This window comes from Streptomyces sp. NPDC003393 (assembly GCF_053589015.1).
Window position 1 is genome coordinate 55,873 of sequence record NZ_JBSFRB010000024.1, and the last position, 20,991, is coordinate 76,863.

15 protein-coding genes and 1 pseudogene are annotated in these 20,991 nt (G+C 68.5%); 5 read left to right on the top strand and 11 right to left on the bottom strand.

The window, feature by feature from the left end:
* Positions 1-60: 60 nt before the first annotated feature.
* Complete coding sequence (locus tag ACWDUZ_RS22815; protein ID WP_451633671.1) at positions 61-7,800, bottom strand: golvesin C-terminal-like domain-containing protein; 7,740 nt, start codon at positions 7,798-7,800, stop codon at positions 61-63.
* Positions 7,801-9,041: 1,241 nt separating this feature from the next.
* Here ACWDUZ_RS22815 and ACWDUZ_RS22820 point away from each other — a divergent pair.
* On the top strand, positions 9,042-9,590 hold the full coding sequence (locus ACWDUZ_RS22820; RefSeq protein WP_451633627.1) for a hypothetical protein: 549 nt from the start codon (positions 9,042-9,044) through the stop codon (positions 9,588-9,590).
* A gap of 193 nt (positions 9,591-9,783) precedes the next feature.
* On the opposite strand, the gene ACWDUZ_RS22825 is transcribed toward ACWDUZ_RS22820, so the two are convergent.
* Positions 9,784-10,077: a hypothetical protein gene (locus ACWDUZ_RS22825; protein ID WP_451633628.1), complete on the bottom strand. Its 294-nt coding sequence runs from the start codon at positions 10,075-10,077 to the stop codon at positions 9,784-9,786.
* Here ACWDUZ_RS22825 and ACWDUZ_RS22830 point away from each other — a divergent pair.
* A complete protein-coding gene (locus ACWDUZ_RS22830; protein ID WP_451633629.1) occupies positions 10,064-10,633 on the top strand; it encodes a L,D-transpeptidase family protein in 570 nt (189 codons plus the stop codon). The genes ACWDUZ_RS22825 and ACWDUZ_RS22830 overlap by 14 nt on opposite strands.
* A 23-nt stretch (positions 10,634-10,656) precedes the next feature.
* Here the strand turns inward: ACWDUZ_RS22830 and ACWDUZ_RS22835 are convergent, their stop codons facing one another.
* Positions 10,657-10,833, bottom strand: coding sequence for a DUF397 domain-containing protein (locus tag ACWDUZ_RS22835; protein ID WP_451633630.1), 177 nt, complete (start codon positions 10,831-10,833; stop codon positions 10,657-10,659).
* Here ACWDUZ_RS22835 and ACWDUZ_RS22840 point away from each other — a divergent pair.
* Positions 10,759-10,991: pseudogene (locus ACWDUZ_RS22840) on the top strand (ATP-binding protein); the annotation flags it as partial. The gene ACWDUZ_RS22835 and the pseudogene ACWDUZ_RS22840 sit on opposite strands and share 75 nt — an antisense overlap.
* A 74-nt stretch (positions 10,992-11,065) precedes the next feature.
* Complete coding sequence (locus ACWDUZ_RS22845) at positions 11,066-11,638, top strand: cob(I)yrinic acid a,c-diamide adenosyltransferase (protein WP_451633631.1); 573 nt, start codon at positions 11,066-11,068, stop codon at positions 11,636-11,638.
* A gap of 229 nt (positions 11,639-11,867) precedes the next feature.
* Here the strand turns inward: ACWDUZ_RS22845 and ACWDUZ_RS22850 are convergent, their stop codons facing one another.
* Positions 11,868-12,017 (bottom strand): hypothetical protein, encoded by a 150-nt coding sequence (locus tag ACWDUZ_RS22850; RefSeq protein ID WP_451633672.1) that lies wholly within the window; start codon positions 12,015-12,017, stop codon positions 11,868-11,870.
* Between the two features lie 477 nt (positions 12,018-12,494).
* On the opposite strand from ACWDUZ_RS22850, the gene ACWDUZ_RS22855 reads away from it, so the two are divergent.
* Positions 12,495-14,324: a glycosyl hydrolase family 18 protein gene (locus tag ACWDUZ_RS22855; protein WP_451633632.1), complete on the top strand. Its 1,830-nt coding sequence runs from the start codon at positions 12,495-12,497 to the stop codon at positions 14,322-14,324.
* A 73-nt stretch (positions 14,325-14,397) separates the two neighbouring features.
* Here the strand turns inward: ACWDUZ_RS22855 and ACWDUZ_RS22860 are convergent, their stop codons facing one another.
* The 7 genes from ACWDUZ_RS22860 to ACWDUZ_RS22890 all read right to left on the bottom strand — a co-directional run bounded on the left by ACWDUZ_RS22860 (position 14,398) and on the right by ACWDUZ_RS22890 (position 20,975).
* Positions 14,398-14,844, bottom strand: coding sequence for a DUF2550 domain-containing protein (locus tag ACWDUZ_RS22860; protein ID WP_030170206.1), 447 nt, complete (start codon positions 14,842-14,844; stop codon positions 14,398-14,400).
* Between the two features lie 127 nt (positions 14,845-14,971).
* The gene (locus ACWDUZ_RS22865; protein WP_451633633.1) at positions 14,972-15,349 is read right to left on the bottom strand and encodes a F0F1 ATP synthase subunit epsilon; all 378 of its coding nucleotides are present in this window, start codon (positions 15,347-15,349) and stop codon (positions 14,972-14,974) included.
* 156 nt (positions 15,350-15,505) lie between these two features.
* Positions 15,506-16,942, bottom strand: coding sequence for a F0F1 ATP synthase subunit beta (gene atpD / locus ACWDUZ_RS22870; RefSeq protein ID WP_451633634.1), 1,437 nt, complete (start codon positions 16,940-16,942; stop codon positions 15,506-15,508).
* Entirely contained in the window at positions 16,943-17,860 is a 918-nt protein-coding gene (locus ACWDUZ_RS22875; RefSeq protein WP_451633635.1) for a F0F1 ATP synthase subunit gamma, read from the bottom strand.
* 20 nt (positions 17,861-17,880) lie between these two features.
* The gene (atpA, locus tag ACWDUZ_RS22880) at positions 17,881-19,473 is read right to left on the bottom strand and encodes a F0F1 ATP synthase subunit alpha (protein ID WP_451633636.1); all 1,593 of its coding nucleotides are present in this window, start codon (positions 19,471-19,473) and stop codon (positions 17,881-17,883) included.
* A gap of 141 nt (positions 19,474-19,614) precedes the next feature.
* Positions 19,615-20,430 (bottom strand): F0F1 ATP synthase subunit delta, encoded by an 816-nt coding sequence (locus ACWDUZ_RS22885; protein WP_451633637.1) that lies wholly within the window; start codon positions 20,428-20,430, stop codon positions 19,615-19,617.
* Complete coding sequence (locus tag ACWDUZ_RS22890) at positions 20,427-20,975, bottom strand: F0F1 ATP synthase subunit B (RefSeq protein WP_451633673.1); 549 nt, start codon at positions 20,973-20,975, stop codon at positions 20,427-20,429. The genes ACWDUZ_RS22885 and ACWDUZ_RS22890 overlap by 4 nt, the downstream gene beginning before the upstream one ends.
* Between the last annotated feature and the right edge of the window lie 16 nt (positions 20,976-20,991).

A 20,991-nucleotide genomic window follows, 5' to 3' on the forward strand; every position in this document is an offset into this window, starting at 1 on the left:
GGGCCGGATGCAGGTGCGGGCCATGTCTGCCCGCACCTGCATCCGGACGACCGGGGATGATCAGGGCGCAGTGTTCGCGATGCGCCCGTACTCGGTTTCTCCGGTGGTGATGTCCTTCCAGAAGTACGACAGCCGGTAGGGTTCCAGACTGTTACCGCTGTAGCCGGCCGAAACCTCGTAGTACATCGTGTGGCCGCTGCCGAGTCGGCCGACCACCTCCTTCTCGACGGTGTTCCACATGATCGGATGGTTCACGTCCGAGAACAGCGGAGTGAGGTTCCTGCGGTCCAGGCCGGTCCCACCCAGTCGGTTGGCGAGCAGGTGGGAGCGGTCCTTGCCGCGCCCCGTGCCGGGCGGGTTCCACAGTGGGTCGGTCCAGGCGCCCGGGCCCTTACGAGGCACCGGGGTGCCGCGCAGCCAGGAGTCGGCGTTGCCCTTGATCTCGCCCGTCTTGCCGTCCACCCAGCCGAAGTCGCCGTCGGTCAGACAGGCGCGGGCGCCCTGTGCACGACCGAGTGAATCGAGCGGCGAGTAGTACGCGGCACTGTTGCCGGCCTCGCAGTCGTCCATGTTGACCGGCCAGGTGTCCCCTTGGCCGACCTCGGCCTGATACCCGGGCTTGGTGAGCAGCCCCTTGGTGTAGTCCGGGTTCGACTGGTCGTATGCGCTCTCCCCGCTGCCCCGCGGCGTCGAGTTCCAGCCGAGGACGTTGCCGAAGATCCGTCCGACGATGGCCGCCCGGTTCTGGGAGGCGAGCTCGCTCGCGATCTCCTTCAGCTGGCCCCAGAACCAGTTGTCGTACGTGTCGTCCGCCGGCGGCTTGCCGTCACCGCTCGGCGCGGAGCCGCCACCGCCGCCGTCCAGCATGTGCCCGTCGAGCTCCACGCAACTGGCGGGGTTGCCACCCGCGAACGCATACCGGTTGCTGGTGTACGGGTCGGTACCGAGGCCCATGTCGGCCAGCGCGCCGTTGTACATGTCCCGTGAGGTGAAGCGGTTCAGGCCCGGATCGTAGTCGCGGAAGCCCATGTCGTAGGTGCCGGACTGGGCGTCCCAGCGCTTGGCGTTGTAGCGGTAGGGGTTGTACGCCTCCTTGGTCGGGTCGGTGGCGTCGGGCTTGTCGATGCCGGTGAACTCGGACTCGTCGTCGTTGCCGTAGGCCGTGTAGCCGTAGGTGGCCTCGGTGTCGCCGTTGTCGTCCGTCAGGGTCTCGACGTCGGTGTGACTGTTGTAGCCGTAGTAGCCGTCCTCCGTCGTGCCGTCGCTGTTGTGCGTGATCTGCGAAAGGCGCTCGCCCCACGGGCTGTACTGGTACGACTTGGTCAGCTCACCCGCGACCTTCTCGTCCAGGACCTGGCCGGACAGGCCCAGGTAGCTGTACTCGGTGGTCTCACCGTCTGCGCTCTTGGACGCGGTGCGGTCCATCGGGTCGAAGGTGTAGGTCGTCGACTTCAGCGTGCCCGTCGAGTCTTCCTTCTGGGACTCCACGACGTGGTCGAAGCCGTCGTACACCTTGCGGGAAACGATCTTTCCGTCCGCCGTCACCGATTCCTGGCGGCCGAACGGGTCGTAGTTGTAGTTCGCCGTCGACGTGCCGGTCGTGGCGGTCAGCAGACGGTTGCGGTCGTAGTTGTAGGTGGTCGTGGTGCCCTTGACCGTCTGGCTGATGACATTGGCGTTGTTGTCGTGGACGTACGTCTCGGTGTCCGCGCCGTTGCCGGTCTTCACCGACCGTTTCAGCCGGTCGGCCGGGTCGTACGTGTAGTCCGTGGTGGACGACAGGTACGCCGTGTGGTCATCGGCGTTCATCTTCTTCGCCACGTCCTGCGCCTTGTTGCCGTTGGGGTCGTAGGCGTAGGTGTGCGAGGAGACGAGGGTGCCGTTGGGCTTCTTTTCGGTGGTCGACCTGACCACCGCGTCCAGGTAGTAGGTGTAGTCGACGGTGTTGCCGTTGGCTTTCGTCTCCTTGAGCTTCTGGCCGCGGTCGGTGTACGTGTACGACGTGACCTTGGGCGAGGCGTCCGTGGCGGACTTGCCGACCGAGACCGTCTTGACCAGGTTGCGCAGGTCGTACGTGTACTTGGCGAACTGGTCCGGGTGCGTGACCGAGTCGAGTTGACCGTCCGGGTCGTAGGTGTACGAGGTGGCCTTCTTCTCAGCCCCGGACAGCTGCTCGCTCACCTTCTGGACCTGGTTGAGGCCGTTGTAGGTGATCAGGTAGGAGTCGATCTTCGCCGTCGACGACGCGTCGCCGATCTGCGTCAGATTGCCGTTGAGGTCGTACAAGTAGGAGAAGTTCTTCTTCTCGCTGTCCGCCGGGTCGCCGCTGGTGTCCCGGACGAGCTTGACGCCGTCGGCGACGACCGTACCCCCGCTGTTCTGGAACAGCCGCAGCTCGGCGTCGTTGCCCTGCTTGAAGGAGTAGGAGCCGAGCGACACCCAGGTGCCCTGGTTCGCGGTGGCGTTCTGGTCGATCGTCTTGTCGACCGTGCCGCCGTCGTACGTCAGCGTGTACTTGGCGGTCGCGGCGGCGCCCGTCACCTTCGGGAACTTCACGTACGCGGTGTACGTGCCGTCCTCCGGGATGTTGAGCGTCCAGGCGAAGGCGTCCGTACCCGTGCCCGCGGCGCGTGTCTCATGGTTGTAGCCCTGTTGGCCGGAGATGTCCCCCTTCGCCCAGGTGCCGTCCTCGGAGGTGTTCTGGGTGTCGGAGTTGTCCACCAGGACCACCGACCTGCCCACCGGGACGCCGTCGTCCGACCGCGACTTCAGCGAGCCGTCAGGGTAGTACGACCAGGACATCGTGCGGTCGGAGGAGCCGCCCGCCGAATTGATGGTCCGTGTCGTCTGCTTGCCCAGCTCGTCGTAGTCGTAGGTCGTGACGATGTCCCACGGGTCCGTGGACGACTTCACCCAGCCGTTGTCGTAGTAGCTGTAGGTGGTGTCGTTGCGGACCGTCTCACCGTCCGACGGCGGCAGCGAGGTCCTCGCCACCCGGCCCACCTTGTCGTAGGTGGTCTGGGTGTAGACGTCGGGGTCGTTGTAGCGGGAGTCCGCCGGATCGTAGGGCTGGTACCGCTTGACCGGGCGGTTCAGCTCGTCGTACTCCGTGCGCTGGGTGAAGGCGTCGGTGGAACCGGCCGCGGTGGCCCGCGGGGTGAGCACCTTGGTGACGTTGCCGACCTGGTCGTACTCGTACTTGGTGGTGCGGTACGAGATGGTCGTGGTGCCGTCGTGCGGGACCTTGACCTCGGTCTGCTTGCCTCGCTCGTCGTAGGTGATGAGCGTGGTGTTGTTCTCGGCGTCCGTGGCCGAGACGACCAGCCCGTCCTTGTCGTATCCCTTCTTGTTGGTCATGCCGGCCGCGTCCGTGACCACCGCGACGCGGTGATCCAGGTCGTAGGCGGTCTTCGTGGCGTAGTCAGTCGTGTCGGTGGTGGCGTTCTTCTTCGGGTCGATGACCTTGGTGACGTTGCCGACGTTGTCGTACTCGTACGAGAGCTTGTCTCCGGTCGCGTTGACCACGGAGGTGAGCTGGTAGATCTCGTCGTAGTAGTTCGTCGTGACGTAGTCGGTGCTGTCCGAGGCCGTGGCCGTGCCCTTGGGCGCGGTCGTCGTCCTCAGGTTGCCGACCTTGTCGTAGGTGTACGTCGTGGTGCGCGGGTCGGTCTGGTTGTTCGCCGGGGCCGTCGCCGAAGAGACCTGGTCCGCGTTGTCGTACACCGCCGTGGAGACCGCACCGTTGGGTGCCGTCGCCTTGGTGACGTTGTCGTTGGCGTCGTACACCGGCGCCGGTGTGGTGATCGCGACGCCTGCTGCCTTGGGCACGGTGTTGACCAGCGGACGCCCGAAGGTGTCGTAGGTCTGGGTGACGACCTTCTGGTCGGGGTCGGTGACCTGGGTGACCTGACCGCGCTCGTCGTAGACGAACGTCGTCGAGAAGGTCTTCGCGTCGGTGATCGTCGTCGGGTAGCCGGTGGGCCCGAAGCCGCTGTAGGTGGTGGCGTGGCTGTTGGCGTCGGTGGCCTTGGTCAGCCGGCCGTAGGAGTCGTAGTCGTAGGAGGTGGTGTAGTCGCCGGCGGTTGCGGTGGCGACGCCTTTGGGGTCGGTGACCGTCTTGAGGTTGCCGAAGCTGTCGTACCCGAACTGCCAGGCCCGGCCCTCCGGGGAGGTCTTGCGGAACAGGTCGGCCGAGTAGCCGTCAGCCCGCGTCTGGTACTCGTACTTCGCCGCGTTCGCCGGCCACTCGGACGAATCCGTCACACAGGTGGTCGTCTGGTCCGGGACGCCCGACTTGTTGTTCTCCGCGTCACGCTGCCAGAGCGGGTACCCCGTCTTCTGGTCGTAGCAGTACGCGGTCCTGGCGCCGTTGTCCTCCTCGACGTAGGTGACGTTGTTGTCCGCGTCCCAGCTCATCCTCGTGTGCTGGGACTTGGCGTTCGTCGTCTGCACCGGGCGGCCGAAGTCGTCCGTGACGTATTTGGCGGCGTGCGACTCGGCGTCTGTCACCGTGGCGTCGGTGAACTTCGTGTTCGCGGTGTCCGGCGTGTACACGAAGCCCGTGTCGTACCCGAGACGGTCCGTGATCGTCTTCGTCCACCAGTGGTACTTCGGGTCGTCACCGGTCTGCGGGGCGTAGTACGCCAGCTGGGTGCCGTGGCCGCGCGGGTCGGTGGCCGTGACCAGCTTGACGTTCTTGGTGCCCTGGGTGGCGTCGTAGGTGAACTTGAAGACCTTCGGCTGGGGCGAGCCGTCGCCGTCGGTGAACCGACCGAGCAGTCCCTTCGTCGTGTAGAAGAAGGAGATCTTGCGGCCCGAGATGTCCGTGATCGACTTGACGTGGTCGTAGATCTTGGAGTTGGTCAGGTTGCTGCCGGTGACCTTGGCGCCGGTGTCGTCGATGTACTCGTACGACGCGTCGCCCTTCTTGTAGTAGTCGACGGTCAGCGACTGCCGTCCGGCCGGGTCGGTGATGTACGTGAGGAACTTTGTCGGCTTGTTGTTGGACTTGCGCTCCTCGTACGTGTACGTCTGCGTGTTGCCGTTCTTGTCGACGATGGACGTCAGGTAGCCGTCGCAGCCGAAGAGGAAACGGGTTCCGTCCGGGCGCAGCAGCGTCCAGGCGTCCGGGACCGGGTCCTTGTCCGGCGTGCAGTCCAGGCCGGCCTTCATGGTGATGCGGTAATGGACGCCGGCGGGGGCCTTCCAGGCGCCGTCCGCCTGCTGGGTGAAGACGTGGGTGGTGCCGTCACCGTCCGGCAGGCGTATCTCGGTGGGGTGCGGGTTGGGGTGGAAGTCCAGCGGCGCGCCCAGCCGGACGGGTCCGGCCAGCTGCGTCGACCAGCCCGCGCCCGAGACCGTGTCCGAGGTGTCGAGCGAGTTGTACGCGAAGCGGGCGAACGTCGTCAGGCCCCGGCCGGGGTTGGAGAACGCGTTGTACGACCAGACGCTGTTGCCGGAGGCCAGGTTGTTCATCACCGTCGAGCCCGCACCGGTGTTCTTGCCGGTGTAGGAGTAGAACTTCTCCAGGCCGAGGGTGTTGGAAGTGGGGTCCTCCACGGCCACGTTCTGCTTCAGCGGCTGGATCGACGTCGTGGCCGCCGAGAGCCAGGTGCCGTCGGAGACCTTGCGGACGTCCCAGCCGAGCACGTAGTCGGTGCGCTTGTTGCCGGAGTCGGAGTTGATCGGCGTCTTCACCGTGGCCTTGACCGTCGACGACTGGCCCGGTGACAGGGCCGGGATCGCCGTCGAGGCCTGGTTGCCGCCGGTGGTCACGTCCGTGCCGTCCGGGAGCTGCCAGGTGTACGACAATTCCCGCTCACCGGCCGCCCACGCGCTGGAGGTGGTATTCGTGACCGTGAAGTCCACCGTGTAGGTGGAGTTCGGTGTCATCCGCGACGGCGTCTGCGGCGCGTAGTACGTGTCCGCGGTCGTCGAGTCGACGTAGATCACCCGCAGCAGCGGGCCGAGCTGCGGGTCGGCCGTCTCCGAGGCCAGGAAGAGCGTGCGCTCCTGCGAGCCCGTGGAGGACTCGTCCTTCAGCTTGATCAGGGCGCCCTTGTTGCTGGTCGGCGTCTTGATCCAGCCCTGGGTCAGGGACGTGGCGTCCCACCAGTGCCGGCCGACCTCGGAGACCTGGGCGACCGTGTCGGAGACGGTGCCCGAGAAGTCACCGCCCGCGGTCGTCCACGCGGTGGTGGAGGTGGCGTTGTTCCAGGTGGCCTGTGTCTCGTTGAAGTCCTTGGTCAGGCCGTGGAGCTCGTAGATCGCGCCGTCGGTGCCGGTGGTGGTCTCGGCGCCCCACATGAAGAGCCGGGACTCCAGCACGGTGGCCGTCGTCGGGATCGCGCTGGTGGTGAACTTCAGCGCGGCCCGGGTCTTGCCGTAGGTAGTGGAGTTGTTGCCGACCTCCAGCCACTTCTGGCCGACGCCGAACGAGGCGATGGTGTCCTCGTTGGTCCCCGGCTGGCCGGAGGCCAGGGTGGTGTCCGCTACGCCGGTGGTGCCCTGGATCAGCCGCATGGTGCGGCCGGCCTTCGGCACGCCGACGATCCGGGTCGGGGAGCCCAGCAGCCGGCCGTTCTTCGTCTTCACCGCGAGCTGGTAGTAGTACGACCGGCCGATCTCCTGGGCGGCGGAGTCCGGAGTCGGCGTCGCGGTGGTGTCCGTGTACGCGGTCAGCGACTTGTCGATCGGCGCGACCAGGGTCGCCGCGGACGGCGCGAACGCCTGCTGCGTGGAGCGGTGGAGCTGGTACTCGGCGATGTCGTAGCCGGGGTCGCCGGTGGTGTTGGTGTACGCCTTCCAGCTCAGCTCCGGACCAGTGGAGTGGATCACCGTCGGCGAGTTCAGCGCGGTGCCGACTTTGCCGTACGTGACCGTCAGCCGCGGGATGGTCGCCGTCTCGCCGCCGTAGTCGCCGTCACCGGACTCGTACCGCGGACCGCCCAGCGGGGCCGTGGACGACTCGTCCGTCGCCTTCAGCACGAAGCCGTAGTTCGTCGCGGACCCGTCGATCCACCTCTGGACGGTGTCGGTCACCGGGAACTTGTGCCACTGGTTGTACTCACCGGTGTTCTTCACGATGGTCGCCGGGTTCACCCAGCGCACCGCGTCCGCCAGGACCGCCGTCGACGTGGAGGCCGGGCCGTCGCCCAGGACTACCTTGCCCGCCGTGCCGGCCGCGAAGTCGATCTGCGAGCCGCCCTTCAGGGACGACCACACGCCATTGGTACCGGACTGCTGGTTCACCGTGTAGGTGGCCGTGCCGTCCTTGGAGGTGACCGTGTACGGCGCGTTCGTGGCCCGGTCGGTGGCGGCCACGTAGTGGACGTCCACCCGGTACGAAGCCGTCTCGGGAATCCTCGGCTGCCAGGTGTAGGTGTCCCCGGCCACCGCGTCCTTGTTGTAGTGGTAGTCCTGCCCGATGGCGTACTGGGTCAGCGTGGAGCCGGACGCCGGCCAGCTTCCGGTGGCCGCCGTGGTGCCCGCGTCCCCGTCGTCCGTCTGCACGCTGGTGCCGGACAGCTCGCCCACCAGTGAACTGGTGTTGGACCAGGTCGCCGTCGACTCGTCCCACGCGCCGGTCGCCCGGTAGGCGCCGATGGTGACGTCGTTGGCGTTGGTGGTGTGCGCCTGGTCGAAATACATCTCCAGGCGAGCGGAGTCGATCTTCGTGCCCGACGGAATCTCGCCGAGCGGGAACTTGATCAGCGACCGGGCGGTGCCCGTGTCCGTCCTGCCCGCCGCGAGCTTCCAGCCGGTGTTGAAGTTCACCGACGCCTGGTCCGACAGGACCATCGTGTCCTGCGAGTCGGACGGGGAGGGCGCGATCGTGATCGTCGGGTCGATGACGACCGGGTACTGCCGCTCCTTGGCCGCCAGCCACTTCGTATCCGGTGTGACCGTCAGCTTCCAGCGATCCCCGTCGCGGGTCAGCCTCTGCGTGACCTTGGTGCTGTAGGTCTTGCCGAAGACGGAGGTGTCCGCCTTCTTGGCGTCCGTCATGTACGGCGCCGGGATCACCATCACGGGCGTGTTCGGCAGTTCGCCGTACAGCGCGATCGAGCCGTCCTCGCGGGCCTTCGGGGTCAGCCCGTCGGTGTCCAGGGTGAACGTGAACCGCACTGGTCCGACGGGGCGTTCGGTGAGGGTGATGTTCTCCTTCACCCGGCCCGGGCCGACGCCGTACTCCAGATCGGCACCGTCGACCGCGTCCGCGTACGTGACCTTGGAACCCTTGGCCGTGGGCTCGAGCTTCCGGCCCGCGCCCTCAAGACCCAGGGTGACCGAACGGCCGTCCGGTGCCTGGAAGCGGACCAGCTTGCCGGGGTCGTCGCTGAACCAGCTGCGGCCCTCATTGGTGGTGTTGGCGAAGTCGAAGCCCCGCGCGTCCGACGTGTGGACCGTGGTGTCGATCTTCTTCCAGAACTTCGACTTCGCGTCCCGGTAGGAGGTCGGCACCGCCGACAGCTCCGCCTCGACCCGGCCGTCCGACAGCTGCCAGAACCGCGCACTCGACGTGCGCCTGCCCGTCAGCTCCCTGACCCGCTTGGCCTTCGGCGCGTTCGTGCCCTTGGGCAGCTTCTGCCGGTCGGCCATGTCCAGTTCGTCGTGGGACGGCGGTTTTTCGAGCGTGGGCTTGTCATCGCTCGTGAACCATCCCTTGACGGCGTCGACAATTCCCTTGCCGTCACCGTCATCGTGTGCGGGCGCGGCATATGCGATCTGGGGTAGCGCGCTGCTTGTCAGCGCGGCCACGACCAGGCACGCGATAAGCCTGCCCCGTGTGGGTCTCACTGCCGCCCATTCCTTTTGTCAGACGTCATAGTGGGTGCCGAAACTGTCCGGCATGCCCTATGAGCAGGCCAGACGTAGCGGCGCGGCGGTTCTAGTCACCTGGCTGACGGCATGTCAAGTGACTTCGCAAGCCCGACAGTTCCCCCATCACGCAATATCGCCGCCCGGTTTGTCCCCTCGCTTGCGAACGCCACTCGCCATCGCGTATAAGGAGCCGGTTCCGGAGCGGAAAGGAAATGCGCATGGGCGATGAAAAATCCTCGGTGGAGAATGCAGAGAAATCACCGGACGCGGCGGAGGAAGCATCGGAATCTCCGGACGCGCCGGAAAGCACTGAGTCCGCGCCCGGTGCCGCCGCCCGCCGCCGGTCCGGTCGCACCGGCCTGCTCGCGGCCGCCGCCGTGCTGGCCGCGTGCGGTGGCCTGGTGCTGTACGGGGTCCTCGGCGGCGGTGACGGCCAGAAGGAGTCCGTACGCCCTCGGACCCCGACCGCCTCCGTCACCTACGAGGTGACCGGCAGCGGCACCGCCGACCTCACCTTCCAGGCCGACAGCGAGTCCGGGAAGGCGACCGTGGTCCGGGGAGCCCGTCTGCCCTGGCACACCACCGTCGACGTGCCGGTCGGCCACGACCCGCTCATCAGCATCGTTCTCGGAAAGGACGGCGGCACCGCGCGCTGCGCTCTCGCCGTCCGCGGCAGCCACGTCCAGAGCGCGACTGCCACGGGTTCCTTCGGCCGCGCCACCTGCTCCGGCGCGCTGCCCACGGTGGAAGCCGAAACGCGGGGCTGAGCCCGGCCCGCCTCCCCCTGTTCGCCCCCTACTTCACGGAGAATTCACTCGTGCTGCCTGAAATGTCCCCGATGACCGGCTCCGAGCCCTCCGGCCTCCGGGCTCGCAGGCTGCTCGCCACGGCCGCTGCCGGTGGTGCGCTGCTCCTCGCGAGCGGCTGCGGAAGCGACGCTGCGGACGCGCCGTCCGCCGATCAGGTGGCGGCGGACGTGACCGACTCCGCGGCCACGGCGACGGGCTCGGCGAGCACGTCCGCTTCGGCGTCCTCGTCGGCCTCGGCCTCCGCGTCCGCATCGGCCTCCGCGGCGTCGTCGGCATCCGCGTCCGCGTCCGCCGAGCCCAGCGCCGGCGCGTCGTCGAAGCAGACCGCGTCCGTGGCCCGGTCCGGGTCCGGAAGCGGTTCCGGGTCCGGAAGCGGCGATGTGCAGGGCTCCGCCGCCGACAGCGCACCCGACTTCCCTGTCCCTGTCCAGGTGGGCGACGCCACGCAGATCATCACCGTCGACGCGCGTGGTTCCTACGCTACCGTCACGGCCTGGTCCAAGGGCTCCTCCGGCTGGAAGGCGCAGTTCGGCACGAGTGCCGGGCGGGTCGGCTCGAACGGCGTGACGGCCGGATCGACGCGCCGCCAGGGGACGTACACGACGCCCTCCGGGACATACACCATCACGGAAGGGTTCGGCGTCTCGTCGAGCGGCACGAGCATGCCGTACCACGTGGTCGACTCCGACGACTGGTGGGTGGAGGACCCCGAGTCGAAGTACTACAACTCCATGCACGGCGAGGCCGGGGCCGACTTCCCGCTCACCGAGTCCGGCGACCGGGGCAGCGAGCACCTGATCAACTACCCCACCCAGTACGCCAAGGCCCTTGTCATCAACTTCAACCGGTGGCCCGCCACGCCCGGTCGCGGTGCCGGGATCTTCCTGCACGTCAACGGGTCCGGCGCGACCGCCGGGTGCGTGTCGGTGCCGCGGGCCGCCATGGACCAGATCATGGGCTGGATCCGGCCCGGCGCCCATCCGCGCATCGCCATCGGCTGACGGGTGCGTACGGCCGGGGCCGACTACTCCGGCCGCGCGGCCAATTCCAGGAACGCCGTCCAGGCGGCGGGCGCGACGGTGAGGTGGGGACCCTCCGGGGTCTTGGAGTCCCGGAGGTGGATGGCGGTGGGCCGCCCGGCCGTGGCTTTCTGCTGCGGCTGCTGCCGTACGACGGCGGCGGCCTGAGGGTGGAGGTCCACGACAGCGGGACGGTGTGCCGGCCGTCCCGCGGCCGGACGCCGGAGAGCCGGGCGAGGGCGGACGCGGGCTGCTGCTGGTGGCGGAGACGGCGGACAAGTGGGGGGTGGACGGGCGCAGCCCCGGCAAGGTGGTGTGGTGCGAGTTCGCGGGGCCGTGAGCCGGGCCACGAGTCCACCGTGACCGTGGGCACACCGGCGTGCCGCGCGGCCGGGGCGTAACTACGCTGGTCGCATGGTCAATCTGACGCGCATCTACACCAGGACCGGCGACCAGGGCACCACCGCCCTCGGTGACATGAGCCGGGTCGCCAAGACGGATCTGCGCATCGCCGCGTACGCCGACGCCAACGAGGCGAACGCGGTGATCGGCACGGCGATCGCGCTGGGCGGGCTCGACCAGGAGATCGTCAAGGTCCTCACCCGCGTCCAGAACGACCTGTTCGACGTCGGTGCGGACCTGTCGACCCCGGTCGTGGAGGACCCGAAGTTCCCGCCCCTGCGGGTCGAGCAGTTCTACGTCGACCGGCTGGAGGCGGACTGCGACCGGTTCAACGCCGAGCTGGAGAAGCTGCGCTCCTTCATCCTCCCCGGCGGCACGCCCGGCGCGGCACTGCTGCACCAGGCCTGCACGGTCGTACGGCGGGCCGAGCGCTCGACGTGGGCGGCGCTGGAGGCGCACGGCGAGATCATGAACCCGCTCACCGCGACCTACCTCAACCGCCTGTCCGACCTGCTGTTCATCCTGGCCCGGACGGCGAACAAGGAGACCGGGGACGTGCTGTGGGTGCCGGGCGGGGAGCGCTAGGCGCGTTTCGGAAAGCGCGTCGCCCGCCCGGCCGTCCGCCTCAGCGGTCGTCGTCGCTCGCCGCGTCCCGGTCGGCGGCGGCCCCCGCGGGCTCGGCGGCGTCCACCTTCTTCTTCATGTCCGCGTAGCCGGAGGGCGGGCGGGCCCGAGGGCGCGGCGGACGAGGCGGATCCGGACGGCCTCGCCTTCGGGGCCGTACCGACGTGGCCGGCGCACCCTGTGGTGAGCCCTACCAGCAGGGCCGCCGCCACGACGGCCGTCCGCCGGGCGAGTCCGTGACGGTGACGCTCCCCCGCTGCAGCGCCGCCTGCCGGGCGACGAGGGTGAGCCCGAGTCTGGAGCCGGTGCTGTCCGGGCCCAGCTGGAACCGCTCGAAGATCCGTTCCCGCGCCTCGGGCGGTACCCCGGGCCCTGGTCGTCCACGGTGATCACCACCTGGCGCCCGGTGCCGCGCACCCCGACCTTCACCCGGAGCCGTCCGTGCGCGTCCCGGCCATGGGCCAGGGCGTTGCCGAGCACCCTCCTCATCGCCCGGTCAGCGTACGACCGTCCGTCGAGCGGGCGGCCCGGGCCGGGGGGTCTTCCTCCGAGGTCCGGCCGGACATGCGGAGACGACGGCTGAGGCGACGGTGGCGGCGCACGTCAGCGACCTGCCCGGCGAGCCGGAACTGCGCCACCGGGAGCAAGCGGCCGTGCCGGCCCAGGAGTTGGCGACCCGAAGCCCACTCTTCACTCAGTGGTCCAGACCTATTGACCTATGGTCCAGACCTTTCTACTCTCACAGCACCGCGGGGCGTGATGGCTCAGTCATGCCCCTGACAACAACCGGATAATCCCCCGACAAGGGAGGCGCAGCATGCGCTTCAAACACAGAGCCGCGGCGGGGTTCGCGACCCTGTTGCTCCCCCTGGCCGGACTGGTCGGGCTCTCGGGCCACGCCCAGGCCGCCGCCGACGCGACCTCGGCCACCGCCACCTACACCAAGACCCAGGACTGGGGCACCGGCTTCGAGGGCAAGTGGACCATCAAGAACACCGGTACCGCCTCGATCAGCTCCTGGACCCTGGAGTGGGACTTCCCCTCCGACACCCGTGTCACCTCCGCCTGGGACGCCTCGGTCACCAACTCCGGCAACCACTGGACCGCCAAGAACACCTGGAACGGAACCATCGCACCCGGCGCCACCGTGTCCTTCGGCTTCAACGGCGCCGGCCCCGGCGCCCCCAGCAACTGCTCCGTCAACGGCGGCAGTTGCGACGGTGGCCCGACCGTGCCCGGTGACAACCCGCCCTCCGCGCCGGGCACTCCGACCGCCTCCTCGGTCACCGACACCTCGGTGAAGCTCAGCTGGGGCGCCGCCACCGACGACAAGGGCGTCAAGAACTACGACGTCCTGCGTGACGGCAGGACGGTGGCCACCGTGACGACGACCTCGTACACGGACAGCGGTCTGACCGCCGGCACCGACTACTCCTACACCGTCCAGGCCCGTGACACCGCCGGCCAGACCGGCCCGGTCAGCGGCTCGGTCGCCGTGCACACCACCGGCGGCGGCACCACCCCGCCCCCGACCGGCGGCAAGGTCAAGCTCGGCTACTTCACCGAGTGGGGCATCTACGGCCGCAACTACAACGTGAAGAACCTGGTGACGTCCGGCTCCGCGTCGAAGATCACGCACATCAACTACGCCTTCGGCAACGTGACCAACGGCCAGTGCGCGATCGGCGACTCCTACGCCGACTACGACAAGGCGTTCACCGCCGACCAGTCCGTCAGCGGCGTCGCCGACACCTGGGACCAGCCGCTGCGCGGCAACTTCAACCAGTTGCGCGAGCTGAAGGCCAAGTACCCGAACATCAAGGTGATCTGGTCCTTCGGCGGCTGGACCTGGTCCGGCGGCTTCGCCCAGGCGGCCAAGAACCCGGCGGCCTTCGCCCAGTCGTGCTACAACCTGGTGCACGACCCGCGCTGGTCGGACGTCTTCGACGGCATCGACATCGACTGGGAGTACCCGAACGCCTGTGGTCTGACCTGTGACTCCAGCGGCCCGGCCGCCTTCAAGAACCTGATGGCCGCGCTGCGCGCGAAGTTCGGCAACGAGCTGGTCACCGCCGCGGTCACCGCGGACGGCTCCGCCGGCGGCAAGATCGAGGCGACCGACTACGCCGGCGCCTCGAGTTACGTCGACTGGTACAACGTGATGACGTACGACTTCTTCGGCGCCTGGGACGCGCAGGGCCCCACCGCCCCGCACTCCCCGCTCACCTCCTACAGCGGCATCCCGAAGGCCGGCTTCACCACGGCAGACGCGATGGCCAAGTTCAAGGCCCAGGGCGTGCCCGCGAACAAGCTGCTCATCGGCATCGGCTTCTACGGGCGCGGCTGGACCGGCGTCACCCAGGACGCCCCGGGCGGCACCGCCACGGGCCCGGCCGCCGGCACCTACGAGCAGGGCATCGAGGACTACAAGGTGCTCAAGTCGTCCTGCCCGGCCACCGGCACCGTCGCCGGCACCGCCTACGCCCACTGCGGCAGCAACTGGTGGTCCTACGACACCCCGGCCACCATCGCCGGCAAGATGTCGTGGGCCAAGTCCCAGGGGCTGGGCGGCGCCTTCTTCTGGGAGTTCAGTGGTGACACCAGCAACGGTGAACTGGTGAGCGCCATCAACAGCGGCCTGTCGTAAGGACACCGCGCCCCGAAACACCGAAGCTCCCCCGGACCTGGTCCGGGGGAGCTTCGTCATGACCGCGGATGACCTACGCGACGTTCACCCTCTGTCCCGGAGGGGCCGCCTCCAGCCAGGCCAGGAAGCCGGTCAGGGCGTCCTCGCTCATGGCCAGTTCCAGCCGCGTGCCCCGGTGCAGGCAGACGAGGATCACCGCGTCGGACAGCAGGGCGAGTTCCTCCTCGCCCTCGGGCAGCCGGCGGCCGGCCACCTCGATCGACGCGCGTTCCAGCGTGCGGCGCGGACGGGGTGCGTAGGAGAAGACCCGGAACCACTCCACGCGGTCACCGTTGTAGCGGGCGACGCCGTAGCTCCAGCCCTTGCCGCTGGTGTCGGGCTTCTCCGCCACGTCCCAGCGCAGACTGCAGTCGAACGTGCCGCCGGAACGCTGGATGAGCCTGCGCCGCAGCCCGAAGACGAACAGTCCCACCACCACGAGCGCGACCACGACCCCGCACACGCTCAGAGCGAGGACCATCGATACCGACCTCCTCGTCTCCTAGGTAATGGAACGTAAAAACCACCCACATCCACCTCAGCCGCGGCCGGTACCGGATTGCTCCGGTACCGGCCGCGGCTGAGTGGTGTCATCAATGGCGCTCGGTTCAGCGCGCCGCCGCAGCCGCCCGCAGACGGACGTCGGCTCGCCGTTGGGCGTCCTCGTCCTCGTCCGCCTTCGCGCGCTCCAGCTCCTGCTCCGTGCGCTGGACGTCGATCTCCTCGGCGAGCTCGGCGATCTCGGCCAGCAGCGACAGCTTGTTGTCCGCGAACGAGATGAAACCGCCGTGCACCGCGGCGACGACTGTTCCACCTTCACTCGTACGGATGGTCACCGGGCCCGACTCCAGCACACCGAGCAGCGGCTGGTGACCGGGCATGACGCCGATGTCGCCGGACGTGGTGCGCGCGACGACCAGGGTGGCCTCGCCGGACCAGACCTGGCGGTCGGCGGCGACCAGCTCGACGTGCAGCTCAGCAGCCAAGGGTGGCTCCTCGGGTCACCACCCGGCGGTAGTGCCGGGTGTTGGGGTCAATTCTAAGGGGCGTGAGGAAGGGGGCGGGACGCGCCCGCCCCCTTCCGGGTGTGAGCCGTGAGACTCACCTGGTGTGAGCCGCGAGGCTCACCGGGAACTCCGGGCTCAGGAGACGCCCAGCTCCTTCGCGTTCTTCTTCAGGTCCTCGAGACCACCGCACATGAAGAACGCCTGCTCGGGGAAGTGGTCGTACTCGCCGTCGCAGATCGCGTTGAACGCGGCGATCGACTCGTCCAGCGGCACGTCCGAACCGTCCACGCCGGTGAACTGCTTGGCGACGTGGGTGTTCTGGGACAGGAAGCGCTCCACGCGACGGGCCCGGTGGACGACGAGCTTGTCCTCCTCGCCGAGCTCGTCGATACCGAGGATCGCGATGATGTCCTGCAGGTCCTTGTACTTCTGCAGGATGTTCTTCACGCGCATGGCCGCGTTGTAGTGGTCCGCGGAGATGTACCGCGGGTCCAGGATCCGGGACGTCGAGTCCAGCGGGTCCACGGCCGGGTAGATGCCCTTCTCGGAGATCGGACGGGACAGAACCGTCGTCGCGTCGAGGTGGGCGAAGGTGGTCGCCGGGGCCGGGTCGGTCAGGTCGTCGGCGGGGACGTAGATCGCCTGCATCGAGGTGATCGAGTGACCGCGGGTCGAGGTGATGCGCTCCTGGAGGAGGCCCATCTCGTCGGCCAGGTTCGGCTGGTAACCCACCGCGGACGGCATACGGCCGAGCAGCGTGGAGACCTCGGAACCGGCCTGCGTGAAGCGGAAGATGTTGTCGATGAAGAACAGCACGTCCTGCTTCTGCACATCGCGGAAGTACTCCGCCATGGTCAGACCGGCCAGGGCCACGCGCAGACGGGTGCCCGGGGGCTCGTCCATCTGGCCGAAGACCAGCGCGGTCTTGTCGATGACGCCGGAGTCCGACATCTCCTCGATGAGGTCGTTGCCCTCACGGGTGCGCTCGCCGACACCGGCGAACACCGAGACACCGTCGTGGTTGTTGGCGACGCGGTAGATCATCTCCTGGATGAGCACCGTCTTGCCGACGCCGGCACCGCCGAACAGACCGATCTTGCCGCCCTTGACGTACGGGGTCAGCAGGTCGATGACCTTGACGCCGGTCTCGAACATCTCGGTCTTCGACTCGAGCTCGTCGAAGTTGGGCGCCTTGCGGTGGATCGGCCAGCGCTCGCCGTCGTAGGTCTCGTCGACGTTCAGCACCTCACCGAGGGTGTTGAACACCTTGCCCTTGGTGAAGTCGCCGACCGGGACGGAGATGGCCGCGCCGGTGTCCGTCACCGGGGCCTGGCGGACCAGACCGTCGGTGGGCTGCATGGAGATGGTGCGGACCAGGCCGTCACCCAGGTGCTGGGCGACCTCCAGGGTCAGCGTCTTCTTCTCGCCCTCGTTCGCCGGGTCGGAGACCTCGACGTGCAGGGCGTTGTAGATGTCCGGAATCGCGTCGACGGGGAACTCCACGTCGACGACCGGGCCGATGACCCGGGCGACGCGGCCCGTAGCCGTCGCGGTCTCAACAGTGGTGGTCATTTATCGGTCACTCCCCGCGGTCGCGTCGGCCAGGGCGCTCGCGCCACCGACGATCTCGCTGATTTCCTGGGTGATTTCGGCCTGGCGGGCCGCGTTGGCAAGACGGGAGAGCGTGTCGATCAGCTCACCCGCGTTGTCGGTGGCCGACTTCATCGCGCGCCGCGTGGCGGCGTGCTTCGAAGCGGCCGACTGGAGCAGCGCGTTGTAGATGCGGCTCTCCACGTAGCGCGGCAGCAGGGCGTCGAGGACGTCCTCCGCGGAGGGCTCGAAGTCGTACAGCGGAAGGATCTCGTCCTTCTGCCGCGTCTGCTCCGCCACCTCCTCGAGGCGCAGCGGCAGCAGCCGGGCGTCGACCGCCGTCTGCGTCATCATCGAGACGAACTCGGTGTAGACGATGTGGAGTTCGTCCACGCCGCCGTTCGCCGTCTCCTGCTCGATGGCCTCGATCAGAGGCGCCGCCACCTTCTTGGCGTCCGCGTACGTGGGCTCGTCGGTGAAGCCCGTCCACGACTCCGCGATCTTGCGCTCACGGAAGTTGTAGTGGGCGATACCACGCCGGCCGACGATGTAGGCGTCGACCCGCTTGCCCTCGCGCTCCAGGCGCTCGGTCAACTGCTCCGCGGCCTTGATGGCGTTGGCGTTGAAGGCGCCGGCCAGACCGCGGTCGCTCGTGAGGAGCAGGACCGCGGCACGGGTCGGGTTCTCCGCCTCCGTGGTCAGCGGGTGCTTGGTGTTCGAACCGGTGCCGACCGCCGTGACCGCGCGGGTCAGTTCCTGCGCGTACGGCGTGGAGGCCGCCACCTTGCGCTGCGCCTTGACGACGCGCGAGGCGGCGATCATCTCCATCGCCTTGGTGATCTTCTTGGTCGCGGTGACGGATCGGATGCGACGCTTGTAGACCCGGAGCTGGGCTCCCATGAGTCAGGTCCTTCCTTACGTCACTTGGCGGCAGCGGCCGGGGTGTCCTCGCCGAGCAGCTTGCCGTCGCTCGTCTCGAACTGCTTCTTGAACGCCGCGACCGCGTCCGCGATGGCCTGGATCGTGTCGTCGGACATCTTGGCGCCCTCCTTGATGGAGGTCATGAGGCCCTGCTCCTTGCGGTGCAGGTACTCCAGCAGCTCCTTCTCGAAGCGGCGGACGTCGGCGACCGGAACGTCGTCCATGCGGCCGGTGGTGCCGGCCCAGATCGAGACGACCTGGTCCTCGGTGGCCATCGGCTCGTACTGGTTCTGCTTCAGCAGCTCGACCATGCGCTGACCGCGCTCCAGCTGGGCCTTGGAGGCCGCGTCCAGGTCGGAACCGAAGGCGGCGAACGCCTCCAGCTCACGGAACTGGGCGAGGTCCACACGCAGGCGGCCGGAGACCTGGCGCATCGCCTTGTGCTGGGCGGAACCACCGACTCGGGAGACGGAGATACCGACGTTCAGCGCGGGACGCTGACCGGCGTTGAACAGGTCCGACTCCAGGAAGCACTGGCCGTCGGTGATGGAGATGACGTTGGTCGGGATGAACGCCGAGACGTCGTTGGCCTTGGTCTCGACGATCGGCAGACCGGTCATCGAACCGGCACCCATGTCGTCGGAGAGCTTGGCGCAGCGCTCCAGCAGCCGGGAGTGCAGGTAGAAGACGTCACCCGGGTAGGCCTCGCGGCCCGGCGGGCGGCGCAGCAGCAGGGAGACGGCACGGTAGGCGTCGGCCTGCTTCGACAGGTCGTCGAAGATGATCAGGACGTGCTTGCCCTGGTACATCCAGTGCTGGCCGATCGCGGAACCGGTGTACGGCGCCAGGTACTTGAAGCCGGCCGGGTCGGACGCCGGGGCGGCGACGATGGTCGTGTACTCCAGGGCGCCGTTCTCCTCCAGCGCGCGGCGCACCGACGCGATGGTGGAGCCCTTCTGGCCGATGGCGACGTAGATGCAGCGGACCTGCTTGCTCGGGTCGCCGGTGCGCCAGTTGTCGCGCTGGTTGATGATCGTGTCGACGGCCAGGGCGGTCTTGCCGGTCTGACGGTCGCCGATGATCAGCTGGCGCTGGCCGCGGCCGATCGGGGTCATGGCGTCGACGGCCTTGTAGCCGGTCTCCATCGGCTCGTGCACCGACTTGCGCTGCATGACCGTGGGGGCCTGCAGCTCGAGGGCGCGGCGGCCCTCGGTCTCGATCTCGCCGAGGCCGTCGATCGGGTTGCCGAGCGGGTCCACCACGCGGCCGAGGTAGCCCTCGCCGACGGCGACGGACAGGACCTCACCGGTACGGGTGACCGGCTGGCCCTCCTCGATGCCGCTGAACTCACCGAGGACGATGGCACCGATCTCGCGCTCCTCGAGGTTGAGGGCGAGGCCGAGGGTGCCGTCCTCGAACTTCAGCAGCTCGTTGGCCATGGCCGAGGGCAGGCCCTCGACCTTCGCGATGCCGTCGCCGGCAAGGGTGACCGTTCCGACCTCCTCGCGCGAGGCCGCGTCCGGCTTGTACGACTGGACGAAGTTCTCCAGCGCGTCCCGGATCTCCTCCGGCCGGATCGTGAGCTCCGCCATCTGGGTTCCCTGCTCTCCTTGTTGGGCCCGAAGTTTCACTTGGGGGGTGTTCCACGAGTTCGGGACTCCCCCCAATAAGAGGTGAATCCTCTGCACGGCCCAACCAGGGCCGTCGTGTACGTCTTGCGTGTTGAGTTGCTGCTAGCTCGCCAGGCGGCGGGCGGCGTCGTCGAGCCGGTCCGCGAGGGAGCCGTTGATCGTCTCGTCGCCGACCTGCACCCGGATCCCGCCGATCAGCTCGGGGTCCACGTCGATGTTGAGGTGCATCTGACGGCCGTAGAGCTTGGCGAGGGCGGCGCCGAGGCGCTGCTTCTGCCGGTCGCTCAGCGGGACCGCCGTGGTGACGACGGCGACCAGGCGGTTGCGACGGTCGGCGGCGAGCTTGGACAGGGACTCCAGTCCCGTCTCCAGGCTACGTCCCCGCGGCGCGGTCACGAGGCGCGTCACCAGACGCTCGGTGGCCGGCTTCGCCCGGCCGCCGAGCAGCCGGTGCAGCAGCTCGACCTTGGCCGAGGTGCCCGCGGCCCGGTCGGTCAGCGCCGAGCGCAGCTCGGTGCTGGAGGAGATGATCCGGCCGAAGCGGAACAGCTCGTCCTCGACGTCGTCGAGCGTGCCGGTCCGCTGGGCGGCGGTGAGGTCGGCGAGGTTCGCCAGCTCCTCCAGCGCGTCCACCAGGTCGCGCGACTGCGACCAGCGCGAGCGCACGATGCCGGCCACCAGGTCCGCGGCCTCGCCGCCGACCTGGCCGCCGAGCAGCCGCTGGACCAGCGTGGCCTTGGCGTCGCCGGGCTGCGCCGGGTCGGTGAGGACCCGGCGCAGGCCGGCCTCGCGGTCGAGCAGCGCGGTGACGGCCGCCAGCTCGTCGGCGAGCTTCGCGGCGTCGACGGACGTGGAGTCCGTCAGCGCGTCCAGGCGCTCACGTGCGGCGGTCAGAGCTTCGCGGCTCGCTCCGGTCATCGCGCGGCCTCGGCCTTCTCCTCGAGCTCGTCGAGGAAGCGGTCGATCACGCGGCTCTGCCGGGCGTGGTCCTCGAGGGACTCACCGACGAGCTTGCCGGCCAGCTCGGTGGCGAGCTTGCCGACGTCCTGGCGGAGCACGGACGCGGCGGCCTTGCGGTCGGCGTCGATCTGGGCGTGGCCGGCGGCGACGATCTCCTCGCGCTGACGCTGGCCCTCGGCCCGCATCTCGGCGATGAGCGTGGCGCCCTGCTCCTGCGCCTCCTGGCGCAGGCGCGCGGCCTCGTGCCGGGCTTCGGCGAGCTGGGCCTTGTACTGCTCGAGGACGCTCTGGGCCTCGACCTTCATGGCCTCGGCCTCTTCGATACCGCCTTCGATCGCCGCGCGGCGCTCCTCCAGAACCTTGTTGATGTTCGGCAGGAGCTTCTTCCCGAGGAAGAAGAAGACGATGGCGAAGGTGACGAGGCCGACGACCAGCTCGGGGCCGGGCGGGATCAGAGGATTCTGCTGCTCCTCCGCCGCCAGCTGCACCAGCTGCTGTGTCAGCTGCATGTCATCAGTG

Coding starts and splice junctions, on each gene's coding strand:
- ACWDUZ_RS22815 (WP_451633671.1), bottom strand. CDS start 7,800: ATGGTCCTGTCGGACCAGGCGTCGGTGAACTTCAACACCGGCTGGAAG.
- ACWDUZ_RS22820 (WP_451633627.1), top strand. CDS start 9,042: ATGGGCGATGAAAAATCCTCGGTGGAGAATGCAGAGAAATCACCGGAC.
- ACWDUZ_RS22845 (WP_451633631.1), top strand. CDS start 11,066: ATGGTCAATCTGACGCGCATCTACACCAGGACCGGCGACCAGGGCACC.
- ACWDUZ_RS22855 (WP_451633632.1), top strand. CDS start 12,495: ATGCGCTTCAAACACAGAGCCGCGGCGGGGTTCGCGACCCTGTTGCTC.
- ACWDUZ_RS22860 (WP_030170206.1), bottom strand. CDS start 14,844: ATGGTCCTCGCTCTGAGCGTGTGCGGGGTCGTGGTCGCGCTCGTGGTG.
- atpD (WP_451633634.1), bottom strand. CDS start 16,942: ATGACCACCACTGTTGAGACCGCGACGGCTACGGGCCGCGTCGCCCGG.
- ACWDUZ_RS22875 (WP_451633635.1), bottom strand. CDS start 17,860: ATGGGAGCCCAGCTCCGGGTCTACAAGCGTCGCATCCGATCCGTCACC.
- atpA (WP_451633636.1), bottom strand. CDS start 19,473: ATGGCGGAGCTCACGATCCGGCCGGAGGAGATCCGGGACGCGCTGGAG.
- ACWDUZ_RS22885 (WP_451633637.1), bottom strand. CDS start 20,430: ATGACCGGAGCGAGCCGCGAAGCTCTGACCGCCGCACGTGAGCGCCTG.